Annotated in this window: 24 protein-coding genes and 1 pseudogene; 15 read left to right on the top strand and 10 right to left on the bottom strand. The window is 68.9% G+C overall.

What is annotated here, in order from left to right; translation table 11 throughout:
- Nucleotides 1-25: 25 nt before the first annotated feature.
- Both ACF8LI_RS03965 and ACF8LI_RS03960 read right to left on the bottom strand, forming a co-directional pair.
- Nucleotides 26-1,024 carry a tripartite tricarboxylate transporter substrate binding protein gene (locus tag ACF8LI_RS03965; protein ID WP_046239256.1) on the bottom strand — a complete coding sequence of 333 codons (999 nt, stop codon included), beginning with the start codon at nt 1,022-1,024 and terminating at the stop codon, nt 26-28.
- Nucleotides 1,021-2,151: an aryl-sulfate sulfotransferase gene (locus ACF8LI_RS03960; protein ID WP_392412127.1), complete on the bottom strand. Its 1,131-nt coding sequence runs from the start codon at nt 2,149-2,151 to the stop codon at nt 1,021-1,023. Before ACF8LI_RS03960 ends, ACF8LI_RS03965 begins: the two co-directional genes overlap by 4 nt.
- A 112-nt stretch (nt 2,152-2,263) precedes the next feature.
- Here ACF8LI_RS03960 and ACF8LI_RS03955 point away from each other — a divergent pair, with 112 nt between their 5' ends.
- Complete coding sequence (locus ACF8LI_RS03955) at nt 2,264-3,214, top strand: LysR family transcriptional regulator (protein ID WP_016450365.1); 951 nt, start codon at nt 2,264-2,266, stop codon at nt 3,212-3,214.
- A 36-nt stretch (nt 3,215-3,250) separates the two neighbouring features.
- Here ACF8LI_RS03955 and tgt read toward each other — a convergent pair whose 3' ends face one another.
- The gene (gene tgt, locus ACF8LI_RS03950) at nt 3,251-4,423 is read right to left on the bottom strand and encodes a tRNA guanosine(34) transglycosylase Tgt (RefSeq protein ID WP_016450366.1); all 1,173 of its coding nucleotides are present in this window, start codon (nt 4,421-4,423) and stop codon (nt 3,251-3,253) included.
- Nucleotides 4,424-4,558: 135 nt separating this feature from the next.
- Here tgt and ACF8LI_RS03945 point away from each other — a divergent pair, with 135 nt between their 5' ends.
- Entirely contained in the window at nt 4,559-5,029 is a 471-nt protein-coding gene (locus ACF8LI_RS03945) for a universal stress protein (RefSeq protein ID WP_016450367.1), read from the top strand.
- Between the two features lie 27 nt (nt 5,030-5,056).
- Here ACF8LI_RS03945 and ACF8LI_RS03940 read toward each other — a convergent pair whose 3' ends face one another.
- The 4 genes from ACF8LI_RS03940 to ACF8LI_RS03925 all read right to left on the bottom strand — a co-directional run bounded on the left by ACF8LI_RS03940 (nt 5,057) and on the right by ACF8LI_RS03925 (nt 9,588).
- The gene (locus tag ACF8LI_RS03940) at nt 5,057-5,518 is read right to left on the bottom strand and encodes a hypothetical protein (protein ID WP_392412124.1); all 462 of its coding nucleotides are present in this window, start codon (nt 5,516-5,518) and stop codon (nt 5,057-5,059) included.
- A 166-nt stretch (nt 5,519-5,684) separates the two neighbouring features.
- Nucleotides 5,685-6,905, bottom strand: a complete 1,221-nt coding sequence (locus tag ACF8LI_RS03935; protein WP_392412122.1) for a phospholipase A — start codon at nt 6,903-6,905, stop codon at nt 5,685-5,687.
- Nucleotides 6,906-6,993: 88 nt separating this feature from the next.
- On the bottom strand, nt 6,994-7,500 hold the full coding sequence (locus ACF8LI_RS03930; protein ID WP_209803054.1) for a hypothetical protein: 507 nt from the start codon (nt 7,498-7,500) through the stop codon (nt 6,994-6,996).
- An 18-nt stretch (nt 7,501-7,518) separates the two neighbouring features.
- Nucleotides 7,519-9,588 carry an ATP-dependent helicase gene (locus ACF8LI_RS03925; RefSeq protein WP_212646623.1) on the bottom strand — a complete coding sequence of 690 codons (2,070 nt, stop codon included), beginning with the start codon at nt 9,586-9,588 and terminating at the stop codon, nt 7,519-7,521.
- A gap of 281 nt (nt 9,589-9,869) precedes the next feature.
- On the opposite strand from ACF8LI_RS03925, the gene ACF8LI_RS03920 reads away from it, so the two are divergent.
- The 9 genes from ACF8LI_RS03920 (at nt 9,870) to ACF8LI_RS03880 (ending at nt 17,128) form a co-directional block, all read left to right on the top strand.
- The gene (locus tag ACF8LI_RS03920; protein WP_160855436.1) at nt 9,870-10,628 is read left to right on the top strand and encodes a hypothetical protein; all 759 of its coding nucleotides are present in this window, start codon (nt 9,870-9,872) and stop codon (nt 10,626-10,628) included.
- Entirely contained in the window at nt 10,625-11,188 is a 564-nt protein-coding gene (locus ACF8LI_RS03915) for an ATP/GTP-binding protein (RefSeq protein ID WP_016450373.1), read from the top strand. Before ACF8LI_RS03920 ends, ACF8LI_RS03915 begins: the two co-directional genes overlap by 4 nt.
- Nucleotides 11,185-11,586, top strand: coding sequence for a hypothetical protein (locus tag ACF8LI_RS03910; RefSeq protein WP_016450374.1), 402 nt, complete (start codon nt 11,185-11,187; stop codon nt 11,584-11,586). Before ACF8LI_RS03915 ends, ACF8LI_RS03910 begins: the two co-directional genes overlap by 4 nt.
- Before the next feature lie 93 nt (nt 11,587-11,679).
- Nucleotides 11,680-12,039, top strand: coding sequence for a hypothetical protein (locus ACF8LI_RS03905; protein ID WP_016450375.1), 360 nt, complete (start codon nt 11,680-11,682; stop codon nt 12,037-12,039).
- Nucleotides 12,040-12,163: 124 nt separating this feature from the next.
- Nucleotides 12,164-13,114, top strand: coding sequence for an AEC family transporter (locus ACF8LI_RS03900; RefSeq protein WP_016454507.1), 951 nt, complete (start codon nt 12,164-12,166; stop codon nt 13,112-13,114).
- A gap of 108 nt (nt 13,115-13,222) precedes the next feature.
- Nucleotides 13,223-14,842, top strand: a complete 1,620-nt coding sequence (locus ACF8LI_RS03895; protein ID WP_392412119.1) for a glycosyltransferase family 39 protein — start codon at nt 13,223-13,225, stop codon at nt 14,840-14,842.
- Nucleotides 14,839-15,843, top strand: coding sequence for a glycosyltransferase family 2 protein (locus ACF8LI_RS03890; RefSeq protein WP_374006595.1), 1,005 nt, complete (start codon nt 14,839-14,841; stop codon nt 15,841-15,843). Before ACF8LI_RS03895 ends, ACF8LI_RS03890 begins: the two co-directional genes overlap by 4 nt.
- Nucleotides 15,844-15,845: 2 nt before the next feature.
- Nucleotides 15,846-16,268 carry a GtrA family protein gene (locus ACF8LI_RS03885; protein WP_392412117.1) on the top strand — a complete coding sequence of 141 codons (423 nt, stop codon included), beginning with the start codon at nt 15,846-15,848 and terminating at the stop codon, nt 16,266-16,268.
- Nucleotides 16,265-17,128 (top strand): ChbG/HpnK family deacetylase, encoded by an 864-nt coding sequence (locus ACF8LI_RS03880; RefSeq protein WP_392412115.1) that lies wholly within the window; start codon nt 16,265-16,267, stop codon nt 17,126-17,128. The genes ACF8LI_RS03885 and ACF8LI_RS03880 overlap by 4 nt, the downstream gene beginning before the upstream one ends.
- 183 nt (nt 17,129-17,311) lie before the next feature.
- Here ACF8LI_RS03880 and ACF8LI_RS03875 read toward each other — a convergent pair whose 3' ends face one another.
- From ACF8LI_RS03875 to hemE, 3 genes are all read right to left on the bottom strand, one after another.
- Complete coding sequence (locus ACF8LI_RS03875; RefSeq protein ID WP_016450381.1) at nt 17,312-18,448, bottom strand: asparaginase; 1,137 nt, start codon at nt 18,446-18,448, stop codon at nt 17,312-17,314.
- Nucleotides 18,449-18,671: 223 nt separating this feature from the next.
- Nucleotides 18,672-20,873, bottom strand: a complete 2,202-nt coding sequence (gene priA / locus ACF8LI_RS03870; protein ID WP_392412113.1) for a primosomal protein N' — start codon at nt 20,871-20,873, stop codon at nt 18,672-18,674.
- Between the two features lie 510 nt (nt 20,874-21,383).
- Nucleotides 21,384-22,496, bottom strand: a complete 1,113-nt coding sequence (hemE, locus tag ACF8LI_RS03865) for a uroporphyrinogen decarboxylase (protein ID WP_016450383.1) — start codon at nt 22,494-22,496, stop codon at nt 21,384-21,386.
- 177 nt (nt 22,497-22,673) lie between these two features.
- On the opposite strand from hemE, the gene ACF8LI_RS03860 reads away from it, so the two are divergent.
- From ACF8LI_RS03860 to ACF8LI_RS03845, 4 genes and pseudogenes are all read left to right on the top strand, one after another.
- Nucleotides 22,674-23,669, top strand: coding sequence for a tripartite tricarboxylate transporter substrate-binding protein (locus tag ACF8LI_RS03860; RefSeq protein WP_016450384.1), 996 nt, complete (start codon nt 22,674-22,676; stop codon nt 23,667-23,669).
- A 167-nt stretch (nt 23,670-23,836) separates the two neighbouring features.
- Complete coding sequence (locus tag ACF8LI_RS03855) at nt 23,837-24,619, top strand: enoyl-CoA hydratase-related protein (protein WP_013800319.1); 783 nt, start codon at nt 23,837-23,839, stop codon at nt 24,617-24,619.
- Between the two features lie 10 nt (nt 24,620-24,629).
- The gene (paaI, locus tag ACF8LI_RS03850; RefSeq protein ID WP_392412110.1) at nt 24,630-25,097 is read left to right on the top strand and encodes a hydroxyphenylacetyl-CoA thioesterase PaaI; all 468 of its coding nucleotides are present in this window, start codon (nt 24,630-24,632) and stop codon (nt 25,095-25,097) included.
- Between the two features lie 12 nt (nt 25,098-25,109).
- Nucleotides 25,110-25,594 (top strand): annotated as a pseudogene (locus ACF8LI_RS03845) (phenylacetate--CoA ligase); the annotation flags it as partial.

Below are 25,594 nucleotides of genomic sequence, written 5' to 3'. Positions count from 1 at the left end.
CAGCGCTTGGCCGGGCCTGGCCGGGTCAGCCTGTGCCTTGCAGGCGGGCTGCCTGCACGGTGGCCTCCAGCAGCTTTCTCTCCCTTTGCAGGTGGGCGGTGAACTGGGCTTGCTCCATGACCATGGGCTTGAAGCCGGCCTCGGCCAGCTTGCGCACCAGGTCCGGCTCGGCCAGCACGGCGGCGGTCTCCCGGGCCAGGCGCTCTGCAATGCGGGCATCGGTGCGGGCTGGCAGCAGCAGGCCTTGCCAGGCTTCGACATCGAACGCCTGCCAGACCGCCGTGTCCGACAGGCTGGGTGTCTGCGGCAAGGTGGCGGCCCGCTGGCGCGATGTCACCCCCAGGCCGCGCAGCTTGCCCTCGCGCACGAAGGATTGGACCAGGGCCACGGGCAGCACGGCCAGGTCGATCTGCCCGCCTGCCAGCTCGGTCAGCGCCTGCGGGCCGGATTTGTAGGGCACATGCGTCCATGACAGGCCGGCCTGCTGCTGGAGCATTTCGGCCGTCAGGTGCAGGCTGGTGCCCACGCCGTCGGTGCCCACGGTCAACCGGCCCGGTTGCTGGCGTGACAGCTGCACCAGCTCGGCCGCCGTGGCGGCCGGCAGGTCGGGGCGGCCTGCCAGCACGAAGGCCGAAGAGGCCACGGGCGCCACGGGCAGCAGCTCCCTGAGGCCGTCATAGCGAAAGCGTTCTGGCGAGACCAGCGGCGCGATCAGCACGCAGCTGGCCACGCCAAACAGCACGGTGTGCCCGTCGGGCCGGGCCTTGATGACACGCTGAGTGGCGATGGTGCCCGAGGCGCCCACCGTGTTCTCTATGACCACGGGCTGGTGCAGCCGCTCGGCCAGCCTCGGCATGACCAGGCGTGCGGCCACGTCCACGCTGCCGCCTGGCGAAAAGGGCACCACCACGGTCAGCGGCTGGCTGGGCCAGGCGTCGGCCCCAGCCGTGGAGGCGCGGGCTGCCGGCGAAAGCCAGGGCGCGCCCAGCATCCAGGCCGCCAGTTGCCTGCGGTTGAGGCTCATGCCAGCCTCCCGGCAGCGCCCAGCCAGGGCAGCTGGTCCGCGTGGTAGCGCCAGGTCTGGAACACGCTGTTGAGCCGGCCGGGGCCGGTGCGGCGCGCTGCGGCATCGGGATACTCGGCGAACCAGGGCAGGATGTATTCCCAGACCACTTCCCCCGCAGGCGTGACCTCGAAGAGCCGGCCCGTGGCCGATTCGGTGATGTGGGTGTTGCCGTTCCACAGGCGCTGGGCATTGCCCATGAAGGCGGTGTAGAAGGCGTTGACCATCTCGTCCTGGTAGCTCCAGACCACGCGGTGGTCGGCAGGATCGATCTCCACCACGCGCGAGAAGGCCACGTGGGCGCCTTCGCGGAAGTTGCCGTTGTCGAAGGCCAGGATGTGGCCGTTGGCCAGCGCCACGGGCGCATGCTGGTGCGAGACCACGGAAGGCGGAATGTGCAGCGTCACCGCGCCGCTGGCCTTGTCCACGGCGATGATGCCGGAGGTGGTGCGCAGGCTCATGAGCACGCTGCCGTCGGCCCTCACGCCCAGCCCGTTGACCAGCGGCCAGTGGTAGCGGCCAAAGCCCGGGTGGATGGGGAAATCCTCGGGCTTCAGGTGCTCCCAGGCCTTCCACTCCCAGACCAGGCGGCCGCTGCGGTCCACCTCGCGGATCACGTCGCCGTACATCACCTCGCCGGCTCCGTGCGCGGTGCCGCCGGGCACGCGTTCGGCAAAGCCCTCGGGCACGGGCGCGCAGGCGGCATAGAGCAGGTGGCCGTTGGGCAGCCATTGCGCGTCATGGTGGTGGTCCGGGTCCTCGTGGCGCCAGACGATCTCGCCCTGCGGCGTGACCTCGTAGAAATCGCCGCCGTGCCACATGGACCACGGCGCATAGCGGTCGGGCGAGCGGGGATGGTTGCCGTTGTAGCCCAGGTTGCCGTTGGGCAGGATCACGGCATGGCGGCCCGCGCGCACGGGCAGCTTCCATTCATGGGCCACGCGGCCCTCGATGTCCACCAGGTAGACATGGCCGTCGGCCGTCTGCGGCGCGATCAGGGTGTAGCCGCCGGCCGAAAGGGCGGGGTCGTGGGCGATGAGTCCGACGCCGCGGCGGCGCTGGGTGACTTGGTCTACGGTGCTTGCCATGGGCTGCTTTCAAAGGAGGGCGGGGAATGAGCGCCACTGTAGGCAGTCGCAAGCGTCAGGAATAGCTGTTTGTTTTGGATGAGGTATCAGATAAAAATTTACACTCCGCGCCATGCCCGCAATCTCCCAGGCCTTTCGCTGTTTTGACGAGGTGGCGCGCCGTGGCTCGGTGCGCAAGGCCGCCGTCACGCTGCACCTGACGGCGGCGGCCGTGAACCAGCAGATCCTCAACCTGGAGGCCCAGGTCGGCGTGCCGCTGTTCGACCGCCTGCCGCGCGGCATGCAGCTGACAACCGCCGGGGAGCTGATGCTGGCGGCCGTGCGGCGCAGCCAGCGTGACTTCGACAACGCGCTGGCCCAGGTGGAGGACCTGCGCGCCCTGCGCCGGGGCCATGTGCGCGTGGGCGTGTCCCATGCCACGGCCGAGTACCTGCTGCCGCTGGTGATCTCCAGCCTGCATGCACGCTATCCGGGCATCACCTTCAGCGTGCGCTCGGGCACGGGCGAGGAACTGCTGCGCGGCGTGGCGCAGGGCGAGATCGATGTGGCCTATTGCCTGCGCCGCCCGCCGCCGCCCGGCGTGCAGGAGGTGCGGGCCTGGCCCCAGCCGCTGGGCGCGGTGATGGCTCCCGGCCATCCGCTGGCCACCGAGCCGCGCCTGCTGCGCCTGCGCGATTGCGTGGCCTATCCGCTGATCCTGATGGCGCCGGGCATGGAGCTGCGCAGCATGCTGGAGCAGATGGACAGCGCAGCCCTGCACCAGCAGCGGCCGCTGGTGGAGACCAGCTCCGTGCCCATGGTGCGGCGCCTGGTGGCCGGCAGCACGGCCCTGGGATTCCTGGTGCCCGACAACGTGGCCGAGGATGTGGCGGCCGGCCGCCTGCTCTGGCGGCCCCTGCACGATGCAGGAGCACAGCTGCCAAGCTGTCTGTACCAGCGCATCGGCTACACCAGGGCGGCCGCCATGCGCCTGTTTCTGGACGAGCTGGAGCGCGTGGCCGACGAGATGCGCGCCGGCTTCGAGACCGGCGTGTCCTGGTCGCTCAAGGATATGGCGACCTGAGTGATCTGAGCGACTCGAGTAATCGGCTGAGGGGCGTCAGACGCCCCGGGCGCGCTCGGCCTTGAAGCGTGCGCGCATTTCAGTGAAGTTGCCCGCCTCCAGCGCATTGCGCACTTCCTGCATCAGGTTCAGGTAGTAGTGCAGGTTGTGGATGGTGGTGAGCATGGGGCCCAGCATCTCGCCGCAGCGGTCCAGATGGTGCAGGTAGGCGCGCGAGAAGCCGTCGCGTCCGCCTTGCTCCCAGCTCACGCCGCTGGCGCCGGCGCAGGCGTGGCAGGTGCAGCTGGGGTCCAGCGGCTGGTGGTCGGTCTTGTGGCGTGCATTGCGGATCTTCAGGTCGCCATAGCGCGTGAAGATGGTGCCGTTGCGCGCATTGCGCGTGGGCATGACGCAGTCGAACATGTCCACGCCGTCGGCCACGCCCTGCACCAGGTCCTCGGGCGTGCCCACGCCCATCAGGTAGCGCGGCTTGTGGGCCGGCAGGCGGTGGGGCGTGTGGGCCATGATGGCCAGCATTTCGTCCTTGGGCTCGCCCACCGAGACGCCGCCCACGGCGTAGCCGGGAAAGTCCATCTCGACCAGGGCCTGCAGCGATTCCTCGCGCAGGTTCTCGTACATGCCGCCCTGCACGATGCCGAACAGCGCGTTGGGGTTGCCCAGGCGCTGGAATTCGTCGCTGGAGCGCTTGGCCCAGCGGCGGCTCATCTCCATGCTCTTGCGTGCCTCGGCCTCGGTGGTCTTGTGGCCGTTGGTCTCGTAGGGCGTGCATTCGTCCAGCTGCATGACGATGTCCGAGTTCAGGATCGTCTGGATCTGCATGCTGACTTCGGGCGACATGAACAGCTTGTCGCCATTGACGGGGCTGGCGAAGTGCACGCCTTCCTCGGTGATCTTGCGCATGGCGCCCAGGCTCCAGACCTGAAAGCCCCCCGAGTCGGTGAGGATGGGCTTGTCCCACTTCTCGAAGCCGTGCAGGCCGCCGAAGCTCTGCATGATGTCCAGCCCCGGGCGCATCCACAGGTGGAAGGTGTTGCCCAGGATGATCTGCGCGCCCATCTCCTGCAGGCTGCGCGGCATCACGCCCTTGACGGTGCCATAGGTGCCCACGGGCATGAAGATGGGTGTCTGCACCACGCCGTGGTTGAGCGTGAGCTGGCCGCGGCGCGCGTGGCTGGAGGGATCGGTCTTGAGCAGGTCGAATTGCAGCATAGCCCTCCATTGTCCCAGATGGCCGCATGCGCGTGTCGGACGCGCCGCGACTGTCCCCGGAGCCCGTCCGGCTTAGCCGGCCCGCGTCTACACTGGGGTGGTTGCGATTCGCCAGCTACAAAAAAGGAGGTCTGCATGCTGAAGATCATGATTGCCGTCGACGGGTCCGAGCCCTCGCTGGATGCCGTGCACCACGCCATCTCCCTGGTGCGCCAGGGCCTGCAGGCGCATTTCGTGCTGGCCCATGTGCAGCAGGAGGCCTCGCTGTTCGAGCTGGCCACGCAGGACTCGGACATGATCGCCGCCGCCAGCGTGGACGCCGGCATGCACCTGGTGGCGCCGGCCGTGGCCCTGGTGCGGGCGGCCGGCATTTCCTACGAGGTGGAGATCGGCCTGGGCGAGCCCGCCGCCGCGCTGGCCGACATTGCCGAGAGCACGGGCTGCGAGCAGATCATCATCGGCGCGCTGGGCCAGGGCGGCCTGCGGCGCGTGCTGATCGGCTCGGTCTCGCGCGAGGTGGCGCGCAACAGCCGGCTGCCGGTGACCATCGTCAAGCATGCCGAGCCGCGCGATGAAGATGAGGAGCAGGACCTGAGTCCCGAGTGAGGCCGCGCCGGGCAGGCGCGCGGGCCTTCAGGCAGCCCGCCGCTGCTGGCCCTGATGGCTCTGGTGCCGGCCTGCATGGGCGCCGTAAGCTCCGTAGGCGCCGTGGGCGCCATGAGCGTGCGAATGCGCGTGGGGCTGCAGCTTGCCGTGCGGCAGGCTGGCCAGGCGCTGGAACATGCGGCGGCAGTAGCCGCGTATGCCCAGGCATTTGTTGATCTCATCCACCGGCAGGGGCCCGGAGACCACGACGATGCTGTCGGCCTGGTCCCAGTCGCCGGCCGCGCGCAGGCGCCGGCGCATGCACAGCGCCCAGGCATGGATGCGCGTGGGCGAGCCATGCTCATGGACCTGGCCCGTGACCAGGTCGAAGGCAATGGCCACCAGCTCGGTCCTGAGCCGGCAGCGGCGCTCGCCCGTGATGGCACTGGGCGTCTCGCGCATGTCGTACAGGCAGTAGCTGCCGGCCTTGAGCTGGTATTGCAAATCCATGGCGGACCTCCGCGGTTCGTTCTGGGGCGGGTTCCGGGCCTGCCTGAAAAGGCCCGGGGCATCGGCGCATTCTGACGCATGGCCCCGGCCGCTGACAATGCAGCCAGCGGGGCGGGGCTTCCCCGCGAAGGGCAAGCGGCAAAGCGTGCCCGCGAGGGCCGGCCTTCTAGAAGTCCAGAAGGCTGAAACCCACGCTGAGCACGGTGCGCTTGTAGTTGTAATCGATCAGGCTGTCACCGTATCCGCTGAAAAGCTGGACATGCAGGCGCAAATTGCTCTTGCCACCGTTCCATCCTTCGCCTAGGGTGCGCAGCCATTCGACGCGGCCGGAGCCGCGGCCCTGGCCCAGCGAGCCGCGCGCAGTGAAGCCCAGATAGTTCTGCGCATTGACGTTCCAGCCCAGTTTCACCTCGCCCCGGCCTATGTAGTCCTGGATGCGCGGGTTGTCGTCGTGCTCGGCGCTTTCGCGGATGCGCTGCCAGGCCTTGGCGTGCAGCTGCCAGCGGTTGTCCAGCTCGAAGCCGGTCATCAGATACCAGCGGTTCCAGCTGCGCGACAGCGGATCGCTCTGGCCGTTGGACTGGTGCACCAGTCCCACGCCGCTGTAGCGCCAGCGCCAGCCGAAGGGCAGCCGGGCATCGGTGGGGTAGACGTAGAAGATCTCGGGCTCGTGGTCCGTGTTGCGGAAGGGCCGCGAGATGGCGGGGCTGAACAGCTGCCAATACGACTGCTGGGTGTAGCCGACCCACAGCGAGTCCTTGCCCGCCGAGGTGCTGCCGGTCAGCAGGCCCTGGGCGACCTTGGTGCGCACCGACAGCTGCACGCGCATTTCCTCGGTCTTGTAGGGCTGCGACTGCGCAGAGTCCTTGCCGGGCGTGGTGGGCTGCCGGTTGACATGGTCGGCCGTCACCACGGACACGGACATGGGCCGGTAGCCGCGGAAGCTGAAGGTACCGCAGTCGCTGCCCGGTTCCAGCTCGTAGTAGCGCGACAGCTCGCTGTAGCGCGGGTCGCGGCAGCCGCCGTTGGTGGGGGTGGTGGGCAGCGCCAGGCCCTGGCCGCTGTCGGCCGTCACCACGGGGGCGGGCGTGGGCAGGGCGCCAGGATCGGCTGCGGCGCTGGCGGCCGGAGCACTCCAGCCGGTGGCTGGCGGCGCGGTCAGCGGTTGCTGCTGCTGTGCCCAGGTGTCGAAGCAGGCCAGGCGAGACTGGTTGTCCGTGGTGGCGGCGCACTGGCGCCAGGCGTCCTCGGACAGGGGGCGGGGCGCGGTCTGCGCCTGGGCGCCGAGCCAGGGCGTGGCGCCCAGGCCCATGGCCAGGGCCCACTGCAGGGGTGTCGGCGTGCGGCTTGGGCGCTTGCGGCGATCCAGGTGTGGAGGATTCGTCATGGCAGGGGTCCGGTGATGGAAGGAGCGAAGAGTAAGGGGTAATGAGTGAAGAGGCAGCAGGGGGCTCGTGTGCAGGCTCGGGGGCCGGTCAGGGCGCGAGCTTGCGCAGCACGAAGGGCCGGGGCGCGGCATCCTCGCCTTCGAGGTAGTTGCCGCGGATCTCGCGGGCGCAGCTGCCTTCGACGACATCGCCCAGCCAGGTGGCGGTGATGCGCTTGCCGTCGGCGCTTTCTTCCAGCGTGATGTGGTCATCGGCCACGTCGCCGACCATGGGCCGGGTGTCTGCGCCGCGCGCGATCGTGCCCTTGACGTTGCCCTTCCACTGGGGGTGCGGCCCCAGCTGCAGGCGCACGGGCTGGGCCTGGCCTTCGACCGTGCCGGTCCACTCGCCCTGCAGCTGGCTGTCCTTCATTTCCTCGCCCTCGGGGCATGAGAGAGGGGACTGTGCGGAGGTTGTGCGGGCGGCCTTGGGCGCGGCCTTGGCCTGGGCGGTGGACTGTGGGGTGGCCTGGGCAGTGGGCTGCAAGGCGGTGCTGGAGCAGGCGGCGGTCACGGCCACCAGCGCCAGGCTGAGAACGGGGCGGTAAAAACGCATGCGGTGTCTTTCGGGGAATCAGGAGTCGGCGGGCGTGGACTGCTGTGCCTTGAGCGCGAACTCGGCGCGCAGCTGGCGCAGCTTCTCGCGCGGGTCTTCGCGCGAGGTGGCGGCGTCCAGGCCCATTTCCTTGATGAAGCGGCTGGGCAGGGTGGAGACCATCTCGCGGCCCTTCTTGCGGCGCTTGGTCCAGCTCACGGCCAGCGATCGCCGGGCGCGCGTGATGCCCACGTACATGAGGCGGCGCTCTTCCTGCAGGCGCTGGGCGGTCTCGTCGCTGACCTTTTGCTGGCGGCCATCGTCGTCGTCGAGCTTGAAGGGCAGCATGCCCTCGGTCACGCCGACCAGCATCACATGCGGCCACTCCAGGCCCTTGGAGGCGTGCAGCGTGGACAGGATGACCATGTCCTGCTCCTTCTCGCGCTCGCTGATGGTGGACAGCAGGGCGATGTTGCGCGCCACCTCCAGCAGGCTCTTGACCTCGGTGTGCGTGGTCGTTCCCGCCGCATCCTCGATCTGGCCGCCGGCGCGCTGGGCCATCCAGTCGCAGAACTCCAGCACGTTGCTCCATCGCGCGGCGGCCACCGATTCGCTGTCCTCGCTGTCGTAGAGGTACTGCTCGTAGCCGATCTCCTTGAGCCAGTCGAGCATGAAGCCGCGCGACTGCTCGGCGCCCAGCGTGTGGCGGGCACGGTATTCGAGGTCGTTGATGTAGCGGCCGAACTCCAGCAGGCTGTCATGCGCCTTCTTGGGCAGGGCCGCTTCCAGCATGTGCGCGAACAGGGCGCCGAACATGCTGAGCTTGTGCTGCGAGGAAAACTCGCCCAGCTTGCCCAGCGTGGTGTGGCCTATGCCGCGCCTGGGCGTGCCGATGGCGCGCAGGAAGGCGGGGTCGTCGTCGTTGTTGATCCACAGCCGGAACCAGGCGCACAGGTCCTTGATCTCGGCGCGGTCGAAGAAGCTGGTGCCGCCCGAGACCTTGTAGGGAATGTTGGCCTTGCGCAAGGCCTTCTCGAAGGGCTTGGCCTGGTGGTTGGCGCGGTAGAGGATGGCGAAATCCTTCCAGTCCGGCGGCGGGTTGCTGGCCGCGCGCAGGCTCTGGATGCGGGCCACGGCGCGCTCGGCCTCGTGCTCCTCGGTGTCGCAGTCCACGATGCGCACGGGCTCGCCTTCGCCCAGCTCCGAGAACAGCGTCTTCGGATAGAGCTTGGGGTTGGGCTGGATCACGTTGTTGGCCGCACGCAGGATGGCCGAGGTGGAGCGGTAGTTCTGCTCCAGCTTGATCACCTTGAGCTGCGGGAACTCCACCGGCAGCTTCTTGAGGTTGTCCAGCGTGGCGCCGCGCCAGCCGTAGATGCTCTGGTCGTCGTCGCCCACGGCCGTGAAGTGGGCCCGGCTGCCCACCAGCAGCTTGAGCAGCTCGTACTGCGTGGCGTTGGTGTCCTGGTATTCGTCCACCAGCACATGGCCCAGCAGGCGCTGCCATTTCTCGCGCACCTCGGCGTGGTTCTTGAGCAGGCGCATGGGCATGCCGATCAGGTCGTCGAAGTCCACGCTCTGGTAGGCGGTCAGGCGCTCTTCGTAGCGCTGCATGATCAGCGCCGTGCTGCGTTCGTTGTCGTCCTGGGCCATGGCCAGGGCCTTGCGGCTGTCCCAGCCGGCGTTCTTCCAGTTGCTGATGGTCCATTGCCACTGGCGCGCCGTGGCCAGGTCGGTGGTGCCGCCCGAGCAGTCCTTGAGGATGCCCGTCACGTCGTCGGCATCCAGGATGCTGAACTGGGGCTTGAGGCCCAGCACATGGCCGTCCTCGCGCACCATGCGCACGCCCAGGGCGTGGAAGGTGCAGACCAGCACATCCTTGGCCTGTCGGCCGATGAGGCCGGCTGCGCGCTCGCGCATTTCGGCCGCTGCCTTGTTGGTGAAGGTGATGGCTGCGATGCGCCGTGGCGCCATGCCCGTCTCGATCAGGCGTCCGATCTTGTGCGTGATCACGCGTGTCTTGCCCGAGCCCGCGCCGGCCAGGACCAGGCAGGGGCCTTCGGTGTAGTGGACGGCCTGGAGCTGGGCCAGATTGAGTCCTGCGGACATGGGTGCGTTGCGCGGGGAAAGGCGTGAAAGTGAGGGAAGCGGGAGCATACCGCTTCGGGGATCGGGGCCGTCCGGGCAGGTGTAAGCACCCTTGGAATTCGGCGACAAATCTCGCGACCCGCGGGGAGCTGTCTGTGGCTGTACAGCCACCGATAGAAAAGTTCACATTGATGGGTGTGATCGTTGAGCGAAAACTATCGAAAATATCAGTGCTCGCCTATATTTGCTCCAGGCGACCTCGATCTGTTCATTTCCCGCTGCTATCCGGGGAGGCGTTGAAGTTGGCTCGCACTACCGATGAGATTGGCCTGGCTGCCGAGCTGTGGTCGCCGCTGCTCAAGCAGCGTTTTGAGACATTGTTTGCCGTGGCGTCCCGCAAGTCGTTGCGCGGCTGGCGGCAGGTGCCCCTGGTCAGCGCCCAGGTGCTGGTGGTGGACGGCAGCCTGCCCGTGCCCGAGGCGGCCGGATGGCTGCCTTGCGTGGTCTATGTGGGCGGTGTGCCCCAGGGGCAGCACCTGGAACGCACGCCCCAGCGCCTGGCCACCTATCTGGATCTGGATTTCACGCTCTCCGACCTGATCGACATGCTGGACCGGGCCGCCGTCTTTCTCATGGACTGGACGGTGCGCCAGCAGGTGGCGTCCTCGCAGACCCTGGTGCGCGCCCTGGATGACCTTCGGCAGCAGGCTGAGGGCTGCCGCTATCAATTCCGGCTCAAGGCCTGGGTGGCGCTGCCCGCGCCCTGGAACAGTGCCGAATCCCTGCGGGCCCTGGCCATGCTGTGCCGTGGCCCGATGGATGTGGCCACACTGTGCGAGCACAGCGGCATGGCGCCTGCCGCCGTGGCCGAGCTGCTGCGCCACCCCCGGCTGCGCGGCACGCTCGATTGCAGCCTGAGGCCGGCCCGTGCGGACGATCCAATGCCGCTGGGCGGCCACCGCGCGCAGGCGCACGGGGCTGCCACTGCCGTGGCGCCAGGCCTGTCGCGCCAGTGGGTGCAGCGGCTGACCGGCTGGATACGCCGCGGAGGGCAGGCATGAGCATGTGGATGAGCGACCAGCCCGGTGCGGGACTGGTGCGGGTGAGCCTGATCGGCCCCATGGGCATCGGCAAGACCACGGCGCTGCGCAGCCTGTGCGGAGCGCTGATGGCCGCAACGGATGTGCCCAATCTCGACCGGGCCGCCCATTCCAAGGAGTTCACCACCGTGGGCGCGGAGTTCGGCGAGATCGATCTGGGCGAGGGAATGCGGCTGCAACTGGTGGGCAGCCCGGGCCAGGACCGCTTCGACTTCGTGCGCCGCTGGGTGCTCAATGCTTCGGTGGGCGTGCTGCTGATGGTGGATGTGGGCGATGCCTCGGCGCCGGACTATGCCGCGCAGCTCCTGTCCGAGATCGCCACCCTGGAGGTCGAACCCCAGGTGCTGCTGCTCAGTTGCCGTGACGCCAGCGAACAACAGCAGGAGGCGTTCAGCACCGCCTTGGCCGATCGAGGTCGCGGTATAGTGCCTGTCATCCAGGCGGACCCCCGTGACCGGCAGCAGTTGCTGGATGCGCTGGGGGTGCTCGTTTCCTTGCTTTCCTTGCAAAGTCAGGCATGAAGACACCAACGCATCCCCAGATTTCCTCCACCGTGATCGAAGCTGGCCAAGTTGCACTCAATCGCGTGGTGGCGCCTCTCGAGGGCGTGCATATCGCCTTGCTGTGCACGCCCGATGGTTTCGAGATCACGGCCCTGCGGGTCAAGAGCGAGCTGCCGACGGAGCGCCTGTCTGCCATGGCGGGCTCGCTGATGGCCATGGCAAAGGCCGTGGCCGCCGAGATAGGCCACAAGTCCTGCCACCGCCTGACCTTCGAGACCGAACTGGGTACCGTCCTTTTCCAGGCCGTGGGCGGCAGCCACCCGGCCATCCTGTGCATGGTGGTCGATCAAAGCGCCTTGCTGGGACGTGCGCTGTGGGCCGCGGGCGAAGTGGCCGGCGATCTGTCCCGTCTCTGACCCCCGTATCCGATTCAAGAGTTTTCTCCCCCGAGGAGCGGGCGCGATGAGTCCATCGCATCGCCTGCCCTTGCTATTTGAAAGAGGTGGCATATGGCTTCGATACATGATTCTCTGAACGGCCTGCTGGGCATCGATGGCGCCCTGTGCGCAGCCCTGGTGGACAGCACCAGCGGCATGCTGATGGGCAGCGCGGGCTCCGGCCTCGACATGGAGCTGGCCGCCGCCGGCAACACGGAGGTGGTGCGCGCCAAGCTCAAGACCATGCGCATGCTCAAGCTGGACGATGCCATCGACGACATCCTGATCACCCTGACCCACCAGTACCACGTCATCCGGCCCGTGGCCGCCCATGAAGGCGTGTTCTTCTACCTGGTGCTGGACAAGAGCCGCTCCAACCTGGCGCTGGCCCGCCGCAAGGTGCAGGAGATCGAAAAGGACCTGGCACTCTGAGAGCGCCCGCGCTCTTGCCGCCAGACCTGCCGGAGACGGATTCCGGCAGGTTTTTTTTCGCCCACCGTCACCGGTGCGCCACGGGCGCGCAGCGTACGCGCTGGCTTGCTGCCAGAATCGCCGCGTGCTGTCCGTCCTGCTGATCACCTTCCCCTTCTTTGCTCTCGTGGCCTGCGGCTTCGCAGCCACCTGGCGTGGCGTGCTGCCGCAGGCGGCGATACCGGGGCTCAACGCCTTCGTGCTGTATTTCGCGCTGCCCTGCATGCTGTTTCGCTTTGGCGCGCAGACGCCGATCGCGCAACTGCTGGATGTGGGCGTCTCCGTGGTCTACCTGCTGTGCGCGCTGCTGATGGTGGGCGCCACCGTGGCGCTCACGCTGCGGCGCGTGGGCTGGAACGATGCGGCCTTCGGCGCGCTGGTGGCCGCCTTCCCCAATACCGGCTTCATGGGCGTGCCCATGCTGGTGGCGCTGCTGGGTGAGCGTGCGGCGGGCCCGGTCATCGTCACCATGGCCATCGACATGGTGGTGACCACCTCGCTGTGCATTGCGCTGTCGCGCCTCGGAATGCCGGGCGGGCACGGTGTGGCGGTGGCATTGCGCCGCGCGCTGGCGGGCATGGCCTCCAACCCCATGCCCTGGTCCATCGTGCTGGGCGCAGTGGCGTCGGCGGCGGGCTGGACGCTGCCCGGCCCCATCGACCGCACCGTGGCCATGCTGGCGGGCGCGGCCTCGCCCGTGGCGCTGTTCACCATAGGCGCCGTGCTGGCGCGCTCGCAGATGAACAGCCATGAGCGCGTGGCCGCGCGCGACTACGTGCCCATCGCGCTGGCCAAGCTGCTGGTCCATCCGTTGCTGGTCTGGGCCGTGGCCCGCGCGGCCATGGCGCTGGGCCTGCCGCTGGGTGAGGAGGCCTTCGTGGCCCTGGTGCTGCTGGCCGCACTGCCCAGCGCCAGCAATGTCTCGCTGCTGACCGAGCGCTTCGGTGCGCATGGCGGGCGGGTGGCCCGCATCATCCTGGTGTCCACGGTGCTGGCCTTCCTGAGTTTCTCGGGTGCCGTGGCGTTGATGACCTGAGCCGGTCCGAGCGGCAGGCTTGGGCAGGCCCGGTCAGTCCAGGCCTGTCGGCAGGCTGGCGCTCTCTACAATCGCGCCCATGTTTTTTCACCACCTCGACGGGATTGCATGAAACCCTCCCCCTCTGCCCCGGCCGGCGCCCCCACGGGCGCGGGCCTGCTCTGGATGGTGACGCTGGCCTGCCTGCTCTGGGCCCTGGTGTCCTGGCTGGCCAATGGCAACCTGGACGGCTACCACGACATGCTGGAGAACTATGCCTGGTCCCAGCCGCTGCAGCTGGGCACGCACAAGCACCCGCCGTTCTTCGCCTGGGTGGTCGGCCTGTGGTTCATGGTGTTTCCGCAGAACGACGCCTTCTACCGCCTGCTGTCCTATGCCAATGTGGGCGTGGGTCTGTGGGGTGTCTATGTGCTGGGCCGGCGCCTGGGGTTGGCGCGCCTGGCGCCGCTGGGGGCGCTGCTGCTGCTGTGGTGCTTCCCGTATACGACGCTGGCCGGCAAGTTCAACGCCAACAGCCAGCTGCTGTCCCTGTGGCCCTGGGCAGCGGCCCTGCTGCTGGCCAGCTGGCAGGAAAAGGGTGTGCGGGGCCTGGCCTTCAGCGTGGCGCTGGGCGTGGTCTCGGCCGCCTGCATGCTCAGCAAGTACTACAGCGGCGTGTTCCTGGCCGGTTTTCTGCTGCCCATCCTCCTGGTTCGCGAAGGTCGCCAGTGGCTGCTCACTCCCAGGCCTTATGTGGCGCTGGCAGCCTTTGGCCTGGCGCTGGCGCCGCATGTGGCCTGGATTGCCCACCACCAGTGGGTGACGCTGGGCTATGCCATGGACCAGGGCGGCGGGCAGGTGGTGTGGGGCTATGTGCTGCGCTTTGCGCTGGCGCCCATCTTCTACTGGCTGCCGGCCTGGCTGGCCGTGTGCCTGGTGTATGGCTTCATGCAGGCCCGCCAGCAAGGCGGTGGCTGGCTGCGCTGGAGTGCGCGCTTTCTGCGCCGCAGCTGGGCCTGGCAGGGGCGGGGCGACACCTTGTTCTGGCTGGCCCTCATGCCCTGGCTGGCGACGCTGGGCTTTGGCGCCACCGGCGTGGTGGAGCTGTCCACGCCCTGGGCCATTCCCATCGGCTATGCCTTCGTGCTGCTGTGGCTGCGCAACCTGGACGCCGAGGCGCCTGCCGCGACACAGGCCGCCCTGGCCGCGCTGCGCCGCGCCTGGTGGCCGAGCCTGGCCGTGGTGCTGGTGATTGGCGTGGCCGCGGGTTGGGGCAATGCGCGAAAGAGCAGCTCCGACTACTACCGGCCCGCGGCCGATGCGGCCCAGGCCATCGTGCTGTCCTGGAACCAGCGCCACCCGGAGCAGCCGCTGCAGTGGGTGGGCGGCGACTGGGCGGAAAACGCCATGCTCTCCTTCTATGCACAGCCGCATCTGCGCACCATCCCCGGACTGCCCGACAGCGAGTATGCGCGTGTGCTGGCGCTGCCGGACTGGCGCCGCCAGCCCGGCCTGCTGCTGTGTCCGCGCGGCCCCCTGGCCGGCGAGCCCGGGCCGACCGCGAAATCGCGCGATTGCGAGCAGCAGGCGCAGGCCTGGCTGGCGAAGCTGGGCCTGCCGCAGGAGCCGCGTGTGCTCACGCTGCAACGCTCGGGCTGGCGTTTTCCTGTGCCCACACCTTATGCGTATGCGGTTTTTGATGTGTTGCCGCGCGCGGGCAGCCAGCCCGCTGACAATGCTGGCCTATGACCGAATTGCATGCTGACATTGCTCCGGCCGCTCCCAAGGGGATGCTGCCGCGCCCCCCGCTGCGGCTGAGCTGCGTGGTGCCAGCCCACAATGAAGAGGGCAACCTGGAGGCGTTCCTGCGCGCCCTGGACGCGACCGTGCGCACGCTGACGCCCGACTACGAGCTGATCGTCGTCAACGATGGCAGCCGCGACGCCACGCACGAGATCGCGCTGCGCATGGCGCAGGAGCTGCCCGTGCGTTACCTGGCGCTGTCTCGCAACTTCGGCAAGGAGGCGGCCCTGTCGGCCGGCATAGACCATGCGCGCGGCAATGCCGTGGTGCTGATCGACGCCGACTTCCAGCATCCGCTGCAGATGCTGCCCCAGATGTGCGAGCTGTGGCAGTCCGGCTACGACATGGTCTATGGCGTGATCGCCGACCGGGGCGCCGAAAGCGGCGCCAAGCGGGTGGGCACCAACCTGTTCTACCGGCTCATGAATGCAGGCAACCTGGTGAAGATCCCGCCCAATGCCGGCGACTTCCGCTGGCTGGACCGCTGCGTGGCCGACGCGCTCAAGGCCTTGCCCGAGAGCCACCGGTTCATGAAGGGCCTGTACGCCTGGGTGGGCTTCAAGGCGGCGGCACTGCCGTTCGTGCCGGCCGACCGCACGGCCGGGGCGTCCAGCTTCAATTTCCGGCGCCTGGGCTCGCTGGCCCTGCTGGGGCTGACCTCGTTCACCACCTTGCCGCTGCGCGTGTGGAGCATCGTGGGCGGGATGATCTCGCTGGCGGCCCTGCTCTACGGGCTGTGGATCACCATGGAGACGCTGATCTTCGGCAACCCGCTGGACGGCTGGCCCACGCTGGCGGCCAGCATCATGCTGTTCTCGGGCGTGCAGCTGATGTCCATCGGCATCCTGGGCGAGTACATCGGCCGGATCTATGACGAGGTCAAGCGCCGCCCCACCTATCTGCTGGCGCGCGACGAGGACCGCAGCCCGCTGGCGCCGCGGGAGTAGCCATGCACGATGTGATCGCGCAGCTGCGCCGCCTGCCGCAGGCGCTGCAGTTCGTGCTGGTGGGCGGCTGCGCGGCCGCCACGCACCTGGCCGTGGTCGCCCTGCTGGTGCAGCTGGCGGGCATGGCGCCGCTGCATGCGAATGTGCTGGCCTTTCTCGTGGCCTTCGTGGTCAGCTACAACGGCCATGCGCTGTTCACCTTCGTGCAGAACCAGGCGCGTGGCCGGGCCGTGGTGGCCAAATACTTCGCCGTGGCCTGCGTCTCCTTCGTGGCCAACGAGCTGCTGTACTGGGCGGCCCTGCACTGGCTGCACTGGCACTATTTCTGGAGCCTGGCCCTGGTGCTGGTGCTGGTGGCGGTGGGCACCTTCGTCCTGGCCAAGTTCTGGGCCTTTGCGGCCCCCGGACGCAAGGAATCCCCATGAACACCATGCCTGCCATAAACGGGGAGAAGTCCCCGGCCAGAACCGTCGTCCTGTGCGCCGACGACTATGCGCTGCACCCCCTGGTCGACGACGCCGTGGAGCAGCTCACGCTGCAGGGCCGGCTGTCGGCCACCAGCTGCATGACCACCTCGCCGCACTGGAGGCAGGCGGCCAGGCGCCTGCCCGCGCTGCGCCCGCGCCTGTCGCTGGGCCTGCACTTCAACCTGACCGAAGGCCACGGCCTGCAGCCCGCCGCCGGCATCGGTGCCGTGATCGCGCGCGCCTATGCCGGCGCACTCGGCGGCGCCGCCATGCGCGACGCCTGGCGCCGCCAGCTCGACGCCTTCGAGGACGCGCTGGGCATGGCCCCCGACTTCATCGACGGCCACCAGCACGTGCACCAGCTGCCCGGCGTGCGCGCCGCGCTGGTGCAGGAACTGCGCCAGCGCTATGGTGACAACGCCGACGACCTGCCCTGGGTCCGCTCCACCGCTCCCGCCGGCCAGCTCTGGCGCGACCCCAAGGCCGCCATCATCGCCCTGCTGGGCGGCTGGACCACCACCCGCCGCCTGCGCCGCCAGGGCGTGCCGCTCAACCACGGCTTCGGCGGCGTCTACGCCTTCGACGAGCCCACGCCCGAAGGCTATGGCCGCCACATGGCCCAATGGCTGGCCCAGCTGCAGCCTGGCAGTCTCATGATGTGCCACCCCGCCACCGCCCCCGTCCAGGGCGACGCCATAGGCGCCCAGCGCGCCGTCGAATACGCCTACCTGCGCTCCGACGCCTTCGCTCAGGCCCTCGAACAGGCGCACTGCCACATCGCCCAAGGCCCCCTCACCCCGCTGTTCACATCGAACTAGCAAGCGGCAATAGAAAAAGCCCGGCCAAAAATGACCGGGCTTTCAGGGCGCAACGCAAAAAACCGACGCACCCCAAGGCGAGAGACACCGAGGAAGGGCCGCCCCGCACCGAGGGTGTCGTCCCCCTCCCCCGCGAAGCGGGTAGAGAGGGGGAAGGCGCGCCAGCGCCTCAGGGGGTGCCTATCAATACTCCCAGAAGATGCGCTGCAGCTGCTTCGTGTCCTGCGTCTTGGTCAGGGCCACGGCGGCCAGCAGGCGGGCCTTCTGCGGGTTCAGGTCATGGGCGACGACCCAGTCGTACTTGTCGTCGGGCTGCTCGGCGTTGCGCAGCACGAAGCCGGCCGGCACGCGCGAGCTGCGCACCACGATCACGCCCTTTTGGCGCAGTTCATTGAGCTTGGGCACGATGCGGTCGGCCACCGAGCCGTTGCCCGTGCCGGCGTGCACGATGGCCTTGACGCCGGCCTTGCCCAGCGCGTCGATGGCCGTGGCGGGCACGTTGCCGTAGCCGTAGACGATGTCCACGGCGGGCAGGTCGGTGATCTGCTCGATGTTGAACTCGCTGCCCCTGGTGTGGCGCTTGACGGGGGCGCGGAACCAGTAGGTCTTGCCCTCGACCACCATGCCCAGCGGGCCCCACTGGCTGGAGAAGGCATTGGTCTTGATGTTGGTGAGCTTGGCCACATCGCGCGCGGAGTCGATGTTGTCGTTCATGCTGACCAGCACGCCCTTGCCCGCCGAGTCCTTGGAGGCGGCCGTGGCCACGGCGCCCAGCAGGTTCAGCGCGCCGTCGGCCGAGATGGCCGTGCCGGGGCGCATGGAGCCGACCATGACGATGGGCTTGTCGGTGGGCACCACCAGGTTCAGGAAGTAGCCGGTCTCCTCCAGCGTGTCCGTGCCGTGGGTGACGACGATGCCGTCCACGCCGGGCTGCTTGGCCAGCTCGTTGACGCGGCGTGCCAGCGTCAGCAGTTCCTTGTTGGTGAAGCTTTCGGAGGCGATCTGGAAGACCTGCTCGCCAGAGACGTTGGCGATGTTGCTCAGCTCGGGCAGGCCGGCCAGCAGCTTGTCCACGGGGACCTTGGCGGCCGTGTAGGTGGCGCTGTTGACGGCGCTGGCGCCCGCGCCGGCAATGGTGCCGCCCGTGGCCAGGACGACCACGTTGGGCTTGCCGGCCTGTGCGGCGGGAGCGGGTGCAGGGGCGGTCGCCGTGGCGGGCGCTGCGGCTGCGGGGGCCTGGCTGGCGCCGGGCTGGGACGCGCAGCCTGCCAGCGCAAGCGCGACGGCCATCAAGGTCATACGGAAGGGGGTGAACGGCATGTATCGCTCCTGGAAAGGCATTGAATGATCCAGCCTTGTGGGCTGAATGCGGCACGATGCAATAAACATGCCCCGCCTGCATCAGCGCAAATCCCGATGGGAGCCGTGCGGCGGATGCGCTAAAAGCGCTTCCGAAAAAGTAGCGGTGAATGCTTTGTGGGATTGCGCCAAAGGCCTGAAAGGCTTGAGGTTTTTTGGGGCCGTTCCAGAGGCTGTGCCACGTTCAGATGGCCAGCGGGTCCACGTCCACCAGCCAGCGCACCAGGGCGCGGTGCTCGGGCTGTGCCCTGATCCAGTGCAGATGCGCCTGCCAGGCCCAGAGAAAGCGCAGCAGGGCGGGCCGCTGGGCCGACTCGATCAGCATCTGCGCCCGCTCCACATTGGCCACGCGCTGGACGGACATGGGAATGGGCGGGTAGAGAAACACATCGTCCACATGGGGCAGGCCGGCCTGGCGCGCGGCTTGGGCGGCGGCGGCCAGAAAGGCCTGGGCGGCCTCCTGGCTGCGCGCATCGGCCCGCACGATGGCCTGGAAGGCAAACGGCGGCATGCCCGCATTGCGCCGCTCGCGCAGCTGGCGCGCCGCAAAGGCAGGGTAGTCGTGCGAGCGCAGCGCGGTGTAGACGGGATGGGACGGGTCGTGCGTCTGTATCCACATCTCCGGATGGCTGCCCTGGGCGGCCACGTAGTGCGCGTCGCGCCCTGCGCGGCCGGCCGCCTGCATCAGCAGGCTGAACAGGCGTTCGGGCGCGCGGTAGTCGCTGGAAAACAGCGCGCTGTCGGGCTGCACGGCGGCCACCAGGGTGATGCGCCGGAAGTCATGGCCCTTGGCCACCATCTGGGTGCCGACCAGCACGTCGATGTCGCCGGCATGCACCTGGGCCAGCTGCTCCTCCAGCGCGCCCTTGGCGCGCGTGGTGTCGGCGTCTATGCGCGCCACGCGGGCGGGCTCGCGGTCGGGGCGCTGCACGTTGCGCAGCAGGCGGGCCAGTTCTTCCTCCAGCTGCTCCGTGCCCTTGCCCAGCGGCAGGATGTCGGGATTGCCGCAGCCGGGGCAGGCCATGGGCACGCGCTGGGTGTAGCCGCAGTGGTGGCAGCGCAGCGTGCGGTCGGCCTTGTGGAAGACCTGGTGGGCACTGCAGTGCGGGCAGTCGCTTTTCCAGCCGCAGTCGGCGCAGAACAGCACGGGCGCGAAGCCGCGGCGGTTGAGCAGCACCAGGCTTTGCTCGCCGCGCTGCACACGCTCGGTGATGGCATCGATCAGCGGCGGCGAGAACACGGCCTTGCGCGGCTGCTGGCCCATGTCCACCAGGCGCACGCGCGGCAGGGCGGCCGCGCCGATGCGGCTGGGCATGTGCAGGCGCAGGTAGCGGCCGCCCTGCGGCTCGTCGGCATTGGGCGGGCGGCTGGCGTGCCAGCTCTCCAGCGAGGGCGTGGCGCTGCCCAGGATGACCTTGGCGCCGGTATCGCGCCCGCGCCAGATGGCCAGGTCGCGCGCCGAGTAGCGCGCGCCTTCCTGCTGCTTGTAGCTGGCGTCGTGCTCCTCGTCCACCACGATCAGCGACAGCCCCGGCAGGCTGGCGAACACCGACATGCGCGTGCCCAGCACGATGCGCGCCGTGCCCGTGTGTGCCGCCAGCCAGCTCTTGAGCCGCTGCGGGTTGGTCATGCCGCTGTGCATGCTGACCACGCAGGCCGCTCCGTACTGCGGCGCAAAGCGCGCCAGGAAGCGCTGCTCCAGCTGGGGCGTGAGGTTGATCTCGGGCACCATCACCAGCACCTGGGCGCCGGGGTCGGCATCCAGCGCGGCCTGGGTGGTCCTCAGGTAGACCTCGGTCTTGCCGCTGCCCGTGCTGCCGTAGAGCAGGAAGGGGCCGGGGTGGGCGGCGATCTGCGTGAAGACGTCGGCCTGCTCGGCGCTGAGGACGATGGGGGGAATGTCTGCGGCGGCCGGGGCCGGTGCGAGCGCTGATGCAGGCGCAGTGCCAGGCGCCTGTTGCGCCTGTTCCGCCTTTGCAGCCTTGGCCGCTCTCTTCGCCGCGGCCTTGGTCGGCCTGAGCCGGCGCGCCAGTTGCTCGGCCGTCATGTCGCGCAGCTGCGGCGGCAGGGCCGTCACGGCGATCTCGCCCACGCTGCGCTGGTAGTAGTAGGCGGCGAAGGCCACCAGCCGCCGCCAGGCCGCCGGCAGCGGCGCGATGCCCTCCAGCACGGCGCAGATGGCGCGCAGCTCCACGCCTTCGGGCATGGCGGGCGGCTGGGCCGGCGCGTCCCAGACCACGCCCAGCAGTTCCCGGCGTCCCAGCGGCACGCGCACCAGGGTGCCCGGCTCCAGCGGCTGCTCGCAGGTGTAGCTCAGCAGATCACCCACGGCGCTGTGCGCCGGCGTCTGGACGGCGACATGGACGGTATGGGCGGGAAGGGGCATGGGAAGAAAGCGGGGCCTGAAAACGCTGGCGCCGCACGGCACGAGCAGCGGCAACAAAGCCGCCAAGCATAAGCCTTGGGCAGCGTCCGAGGCGTGGGAAGCGGCGTTCTACACCAGACATCCCGGGCGGTGGCTACGGGTTTCTGGGTATATCGTCAATTTCTGTGGATAACTTTGTGGGGATTATTCGGATCTATGGCCATCCCCCCATTTGTCTGACCTTTCCGAGTGGTGCATTCTGAAAACGGTGCTATCAAAAAAAATCTTCAAAAACAACGGCTTATATCGATATGTCGCCCGCGTGCAGGCGCGGGTGACAACTGTGAGTCCTAAGACCTCGCTCAGATTTTTCTGTGCATAAGATGGTCTGTGGCCATCTTGTGCAGCAAGCGCCGGCCGGGCGCGCGGACTGTGGACAGCGCGGCCCAGCCGGGCCGGTGGCTGTCACGGCAGGGGGCCGGCGCTGCGCTGGCATCCGGCCCTGCGGGTGATGAGGAGCAGGGCGGGCGCTCAGCGCTGGCGCATGGCGCGCGAATGGCCGTGGACGGCCTCGACCAGGGCAGCCACATGCTCGGGCGGCGTGAACTGGCTGATGCCGTGGCCCAGGTTGAAGATGTGCGTGGGGCCCGTGGTGGTCCTGTCGGTGTGCGGGGCGCCGAAGCTGTCGAGCACGGCGCGCGCCTGCTCGGCCACGCGCTCGGGCGGCGCGAACAGCACATTGGGGTCGATGTTGCCCTGCAGCGCCTTGCCGGGTCCGCCCACCTCGCCGCCGACGATGGCGCGGGCGCGGGCCAGGTTGGCCGTCCAGTCCAGGCCCAGCACCTCGCAGTCCAGGTCCTTCATGTCGGGCAGCCAGATGCCGCCGCCCTTGGTGAAGACGATGCGCGGCACGTCCTGCCCATCGACGCCCGTGCGCTTGAGTCCGGCCAGCACGCGCTTCGTATAGGCCAGGCTGAATTCCTGGAAGGCGCCATCGGCCAGCACGCCGCCCCAGCTGTCGAACACCATCACGGCTTGGGCGCCTGCATCGATCTGGGCGTTGAGGTAGGCGGCCACGCTGTCGGCGTTGATGGCCAGGATGCGGTGCATCAGGTCGGGGCGCGCATACATCAGGCTCTTGACCAGGCGGTAGTCGTCGCTGCCCTTGCCCTCGACCATGTAGCAGGCCAGGGTCCAGGGACTGCCCGAGAAGCCGATCAGCGGCACGCGGCCATCGAGCGCGCGGCGGATGCTGGTCACGGCGTCGAACACATAGCGCAGCTTGTCCATGTCGGGCACGGCCAGCTCGGCCACGGCGGCCTCGTCGCGCACCACCTTGGCAAAGCGCGGGCCTTCGCCTTCGGCAAAGGACAGGCCCAGGCCCATGGCGTCGGGCACGGTCAGGATGTCGGAGAACAGGATGGCCGCGTCCAGCGGGAAGCGCTCCAGTGGCTGCAGCGTGACCTCGGTGGCGTAGTCCACGTTGGTGGCCAGGCCCATGAAGCTGCCGGCCCGGGCGCGCGTGGCCTTGTATTCGGGGAGATAGCGGCCCGCCTGGCGCATCAGCCACAGCGGCGTGTAGTCGGTGGCCTGGCGCCGGCAGGCGCGCAGGAAGGTGTCGTTGGTCAGGGGGGCGAAGCTCATGGTGGGCGATTGTCGCCGAGTCGGCTTCGCCAGGTTGCCGCGATGCCCGAGCGGCGCAGGGCGTCTTGCCCCGGGTTAACCCTGGTCAATATCGGCGGCAACGGGCTTTTTGAGGCCGCTACATTGTGCGGCGTGCGTTCCGCACGGGAATCCGTCCATGCAAGGAGAGAGTTTGCGATGCAGCGAAGAACCCTGACCCAGATCCTGGCCCTGGCACCGGCCTCGGCCGTTTGGGCTGCCAGCGGGCTGGCTGGAAGTGCCACGGCGGCCGAGCCGCTGTTTCCGGGCAAGGCGCCGCTGCGCATCGTCGTCGGCTACCCGCCCGGTGGCGCCACCGACCGCGTGGCGCGCATCGTGGCCGACAAGCTGCAGGCGCGCGTGGGCTCGCCCGTGGTGGTGGAGAACAAGCCCGGCGCGGGCGGCCGCCTGTCGGCCCAGTATGTGAAGAACGCGCCGGCCTCCCAGCCCGCGCTGCTGCTGGCCAACCCGGCCGTGATGCTGGTGGCGCCCCTGGTGTTCCCCGACTCGGGCTACGACCCCGACAAGGACTTCCGCCCGGTCAGCGAGGTCAACCGCTATGAATTCGGCGTGGCCGTGGCCAGTGCCGTGCCCGTCAGGCAGCTGTCGCACCTGCTGGCCTGGCTGCGTGCCAATCCGCAGCAGGCCAACGTGGGCGTGCCGGCCACGGGCAGCCTGCCGCACTTCTTCTCGCTGATGCTGGGCGAGGCCGCCAAGGTCCGGACCGAAACCGTGGGCTACAAGGGCTCGGCCCCGCTGCTGACCGACCTGGTGGGCGGCCAGGTGCCGCTGGCCATCGACACCTTCGACGTGCTGCTGCCCCAGCACGAGGCCGGCAAGATCCGCGTGCTGGCCGTGTCGGGCGAGCGCCGCAGCACCATGGCGCCGGACATCCCCACGCTCAAGGAATCGGGCCTGAACCTGTCGGGCATGGGCTGGAACACCTTGTTCGCGCCCCAGAGCATGGCGCCCGACATTGCCGAGCGCCTGTCGCGCATGGTGCAGGAGATCATGAAGGAGCCCGACACGCGCCAGAAATTCGAGGCCAGCCGGCTGACCCCGGTCTCCAGCAGCAGCGCGCAGACGGCCGAGATGCTCAAGGCCTACCGCGCGCAGTGGACGCCGGTGGTGCAGCGCTCGGGCTTCAAGCCCTGAACCTTCGACAAATCGGCCCGTGAGGGCCTTTTTTCATGGGGCCTAGGGTTTCCTCGGTGCCTGGGCGCTTGTGGTGGAAAGGGTCTGGCGACTAACATTTACCGACCATTCGGTAAATTATGTTTGATCTGCCGCATAAAGACGGCAGACAGGCCACGGAGACTTCCATGCCCCCATCGCTGGTTCTGGTTGAGCAGCACGACGCCGTCCGCACCCTGGTGCTCAATCGCCCCGACGCGCTCAACAGCTTCAACGCGCAGCTGCACGAGCAGCTGCTTTCGGCCCTGGAACAGGCTGCCGGCGATGCCTCGGTGCGCTGCGTGGTGCTCACGGGCGCGGGGCGCGGCTTTTGCGCGGGCCAGGATCTCTCCGACCCCGAGGCCGCGCCCGACCAGAACCTGGGCGACCTGATCGAGCGCCGCTACCAGCCGCTGTGCCTGCGTCTCAAGTCCATGCCCGTGCCCGTGGTGGCCGCCGTCAATGGCGTGGCTGCCGGTGCGGGCGCCAATATCGCGCTGGCCTGCGACTTGGTGCTGGCCGCACGCTCGGCCAGCTTCATCCAGGCCTTTGCCAAGATCGGCCTGGTGCCCGACTGCGGCGGCACCTGGCTGCTGCCGCGCCTGGTGGGCCGTGCGCGCGCCCTGGGCCTTGCGCTGCTGGGCGACAAGCTGCCTGCGGCCGAGGCCGAACGCATCGGCCTGATCTGGCGCTGCGTGGAAGATGCCGATTTGCGCAGCGAGGCCCAGGCCCTGGCGCAGCGCCTGGCCGCCATGCCGGTGCGGGCCCTGGCGCGCACGCGGGAGGCCATGGACTCGGCCCAGCTGCTGGACTACGAACATGCGCTCACGCGCGAGGCGCGCCAGCAGGGCCAGCTGGGCGCAGCCCACGACTACCAGGAGGGCGTGGCCGCCTTCCTGGGCAAGCGGGCTGCCGTGTTCTCGGACCGCTGAGGAGCCCGCCATGCAAGACAACCACACCCCGGGCGAGGCCGCCCAGCGACTGGCCGAGCAGGTGCGCGACGGCATGCTGGCGCGCGACCGCGCCGCGCAAGGCCTGGGCCTGCGCATCACGGACATCGCCCCCGGCGCGGCGCGCATGGAGATGGCCGTGCGCGACGACATGCTCAATGGCTTCGACATCTGCCACGGCGGCTTCATCACGGCGCTGGCCGACACGGCCTTTGCCTATGCCTGCAATGCGCGCAACGAGATGACGGTGGCCTCGGGCCTGAGCGTGGACTTCGTCGCGCCCGGGCGGCCCGGCGACGTGCTCACCGCGCAGGCACGCGAAGTCTCGCGTGCAGGCCGCACCGGCGTCTATGACGTGCAGGTCACCAACCAGCGCCAGGAAGTGATCGCGCTGTTCCGTGGCCGCTCGCACAGCTTCAAGGGCCGGCCCACCGTGCCCGGCCTGAACCAGCACGTCTGAAAGGGCCCAGCCATGCCTGTCCAGCGCCCCGCCCCCGGCGAACTCGATCCCATCGAAACCGCCAGCCGCGACGAGATCGCCTCGCTGCAGCTGCTGCGCCTGCGCTGGTCGCTGCAGCATGCCTACGACCATGTGCCGCACTACCGCCGCGCCTTTGACGAGAGGGGCGTGCATCCGTCCGACCTGCGCACGCTGTCCGACCTGGCCCGCTTTCCCTTCACCACCAAGAAGGACCTGCGCGAGAACTACCCGTTCGGCATGTTCGCCGTGCCGCGCCAGAAGGTGGCGCGCGTGCATGCCTCCTCGGGCACCACGGGCAAGCCCACGGTCGTGGGCTACACGCTGAATGACATCGACAACTGGGCGAACCTGGTGGCGCGCTCCATCCGCGCGGCGGGCGGGCGGCCTGGCGACATGGTGCATGTGGCCTACGGCTACGGCCTGTTCACGGGCGGCCTGGGTGCGCACTACGGTGCCGAGCGCGCGGGCTGCACCGT

The sequence above is a fragment of the Delftia sp. WSY_12 genome (assembly GCF_043104645.1).
GTDB classification, from domain to species: domain Bacteria; phylum Pseudomonadota; class Gammaproteobacteria; order Burkholderiales; family Burkholderiaceae_C; genus Comamonas; species Comamonas tsuruhatensis.
This window is presented reverse-complemented; position numbering and strand designations above follow the sequence as displayed.

What these genes read in the sequence shown, in the direction of transcription:
- ACF8LI_RS03925 (WP_212646623.1), bottom strand. Translation starts at nt 9,588, where the DNA reads ATGTCCGCAGGACTCAATCTGGCCCAGCTCCAGGCCGTCCACTACACC.
- ACF8LI_RS03960 (WP_392412127.1), bottom strand. Translation starts at nt 2,151, where the DNA reads ATGGCAAGCACCGTAGACCAAGTCACCCAGCGCCGCCGCGGCGTCGGA.
- ACF8LI_RS03965 (WP_046239256.1), bottom strand. Translation starts at nt 1,024, where the DNA reads ATGAGCCTCAACCGCAGGCAACTGGCGGCCTGGATGCTGGGCGCGCCC.
- ACF8LI_RS03860 (WP_016450384.1), top strand. Translation starts at nt 22,674, where the DNA reads ATGCAGCGAAGAACCCTGACCCAGATCCTGGCCCTGGCACCGGCCTCG.
- ACF8LI_RS03855 (WP_013800319.1), top strand. Translation starts at nt 23,837, where the DNA reads ATGCCCCCATCGCTGGTTCTGGTTGAGCAGCACGACGCCGTCCGCACC.
- paaI (WP_392412110.1), top strand. Translation starts at nt 24,630, where the DNA reads ATGCAAGACAACCACACCCCGGGCGAGGCCGCCCAGCGACTGGCCGAG.
- ACF8LI_RS03910 (WP_016450374.1), top strand. Translation starts at nt 11,185, where the DNA reads ATGAAGACACCAACGCATCCCCAGATTTCCTCCACCGTGATCGAAGCT.
- tgt (WP_016450366.1), bottom strand. Translation starts at nt 4,423, where the DNA reads ATGCTGCAATTCGACCTGCTCAAGACCGATCCCTCCAGCCACGCGCGC.
- ACF8LI_RS03880 (WP_392412115.1), top strand. Translation starts at nt 16,265, where the DNA reads ATGAACACCATGCCTGCCATAAACGGGGAGAAGTCCCCGGCCAGAACC.
- ACF8LI_RS03935 (WP_392412122.1), bottom strand. Translation starts at nt 6,905, where the DNA reads ATGACGAATCCTCCACACCTGGATCGCCGCAAGCGCCCAAGCCGCACG.
- ACF8LI_RS03895 (WP_392412119.1), top strand. Translation starts at nt 13,223, where the DNA reads ATGAAACCCTCCCCCTCTGCCCCGGCCGGCGCCCCCACGGGCGCGGGC.
- ACF8LI_RS03955 (WP_016450365.1), top strand. Translation starts at nt 2,264, where the DNA reads ATGCCCGCAATCTCCCAGGCCTTTCGCTGTTTTGACGAGGTGGCGCGC.
- ACF8LI_RS03890 (WP_374006595.1), top strand. Translation starts at nt 14,839, where the DNA reads ATGACCGAATTGCATGCTGACATTGCTCCGGCCGCTCCCAAGGGGATG.
- ACF8LI_RS03875 (WP_016450381.1), bottom strand. Translation starts at nt 18,448, where the DNA reads ATGCCGTTCACCCCCTTCCGTATGACCTTGATGGCCGTCGCGCTTGCG.
- ACF8LI_RS03940 (WP_392412124.1), bottom strand. Translation starts at nt 5,518, where the DNA reads ATGGATTTGCAATACCAGCTCAAGGCCGGCAGCTACTGCCTGTACGAC.
- ACF8LI_RS03945 (WP_016450367.1), top strand. Translation starts at nt 4,559, where the DNA reads ATGCTGAAGATCATGATTGCCGTCGACGGGTCCGAGCCCTCGCTGGAT.
- ACF8LI_RS03905 (WP_016450375.1), top strand. Translation starts at nt 11,680, where the DNA reads ATGGCTTCGATACATGATTCTCTGAACGGCCTGCTGGGCATCGATGGC.
- ACF8LI_RS03915 (WP_016450373.1), top strand. Translation starts at nt 10,625, where the DNA reads ATGAGCATGTGGATGAGCGACCAGCCCGGTGCGGGACTGGTGCGGGTG.
- ACF8LI_RS03885 (WP_392412117.1), top strand. Translation starts at nt 15,846, where the DNA reads ATGCACGATGTGATCGCGCAGCTGCGCCGCCTGCCGCAGGCGCTGCAG.
- hemE (WP_016450383.1), bottom strand. Translation starts at nt 22,496, where the DNA reads ATGAGCTTCGCCCCCCTGACCAACGACACCTTCCTGCGCGCCTGCCGG.
- priA (WP_392412113.1), bottom strand. Translation starts at nt 20,873, where the DNA reads ATGCCCCTTCCCGCCCATACCGTCCATGTCGCCGTCCAGACGCCGGCG.
- ACF8LI_RS03930 (WP_209803054.1), bottom strand. Translation starts at nt 7,500, where the DNA reads ATGCGTTTTTACCGCCCCGTTCTCAGCCTGGCGCTGGTGGCCGTGACC.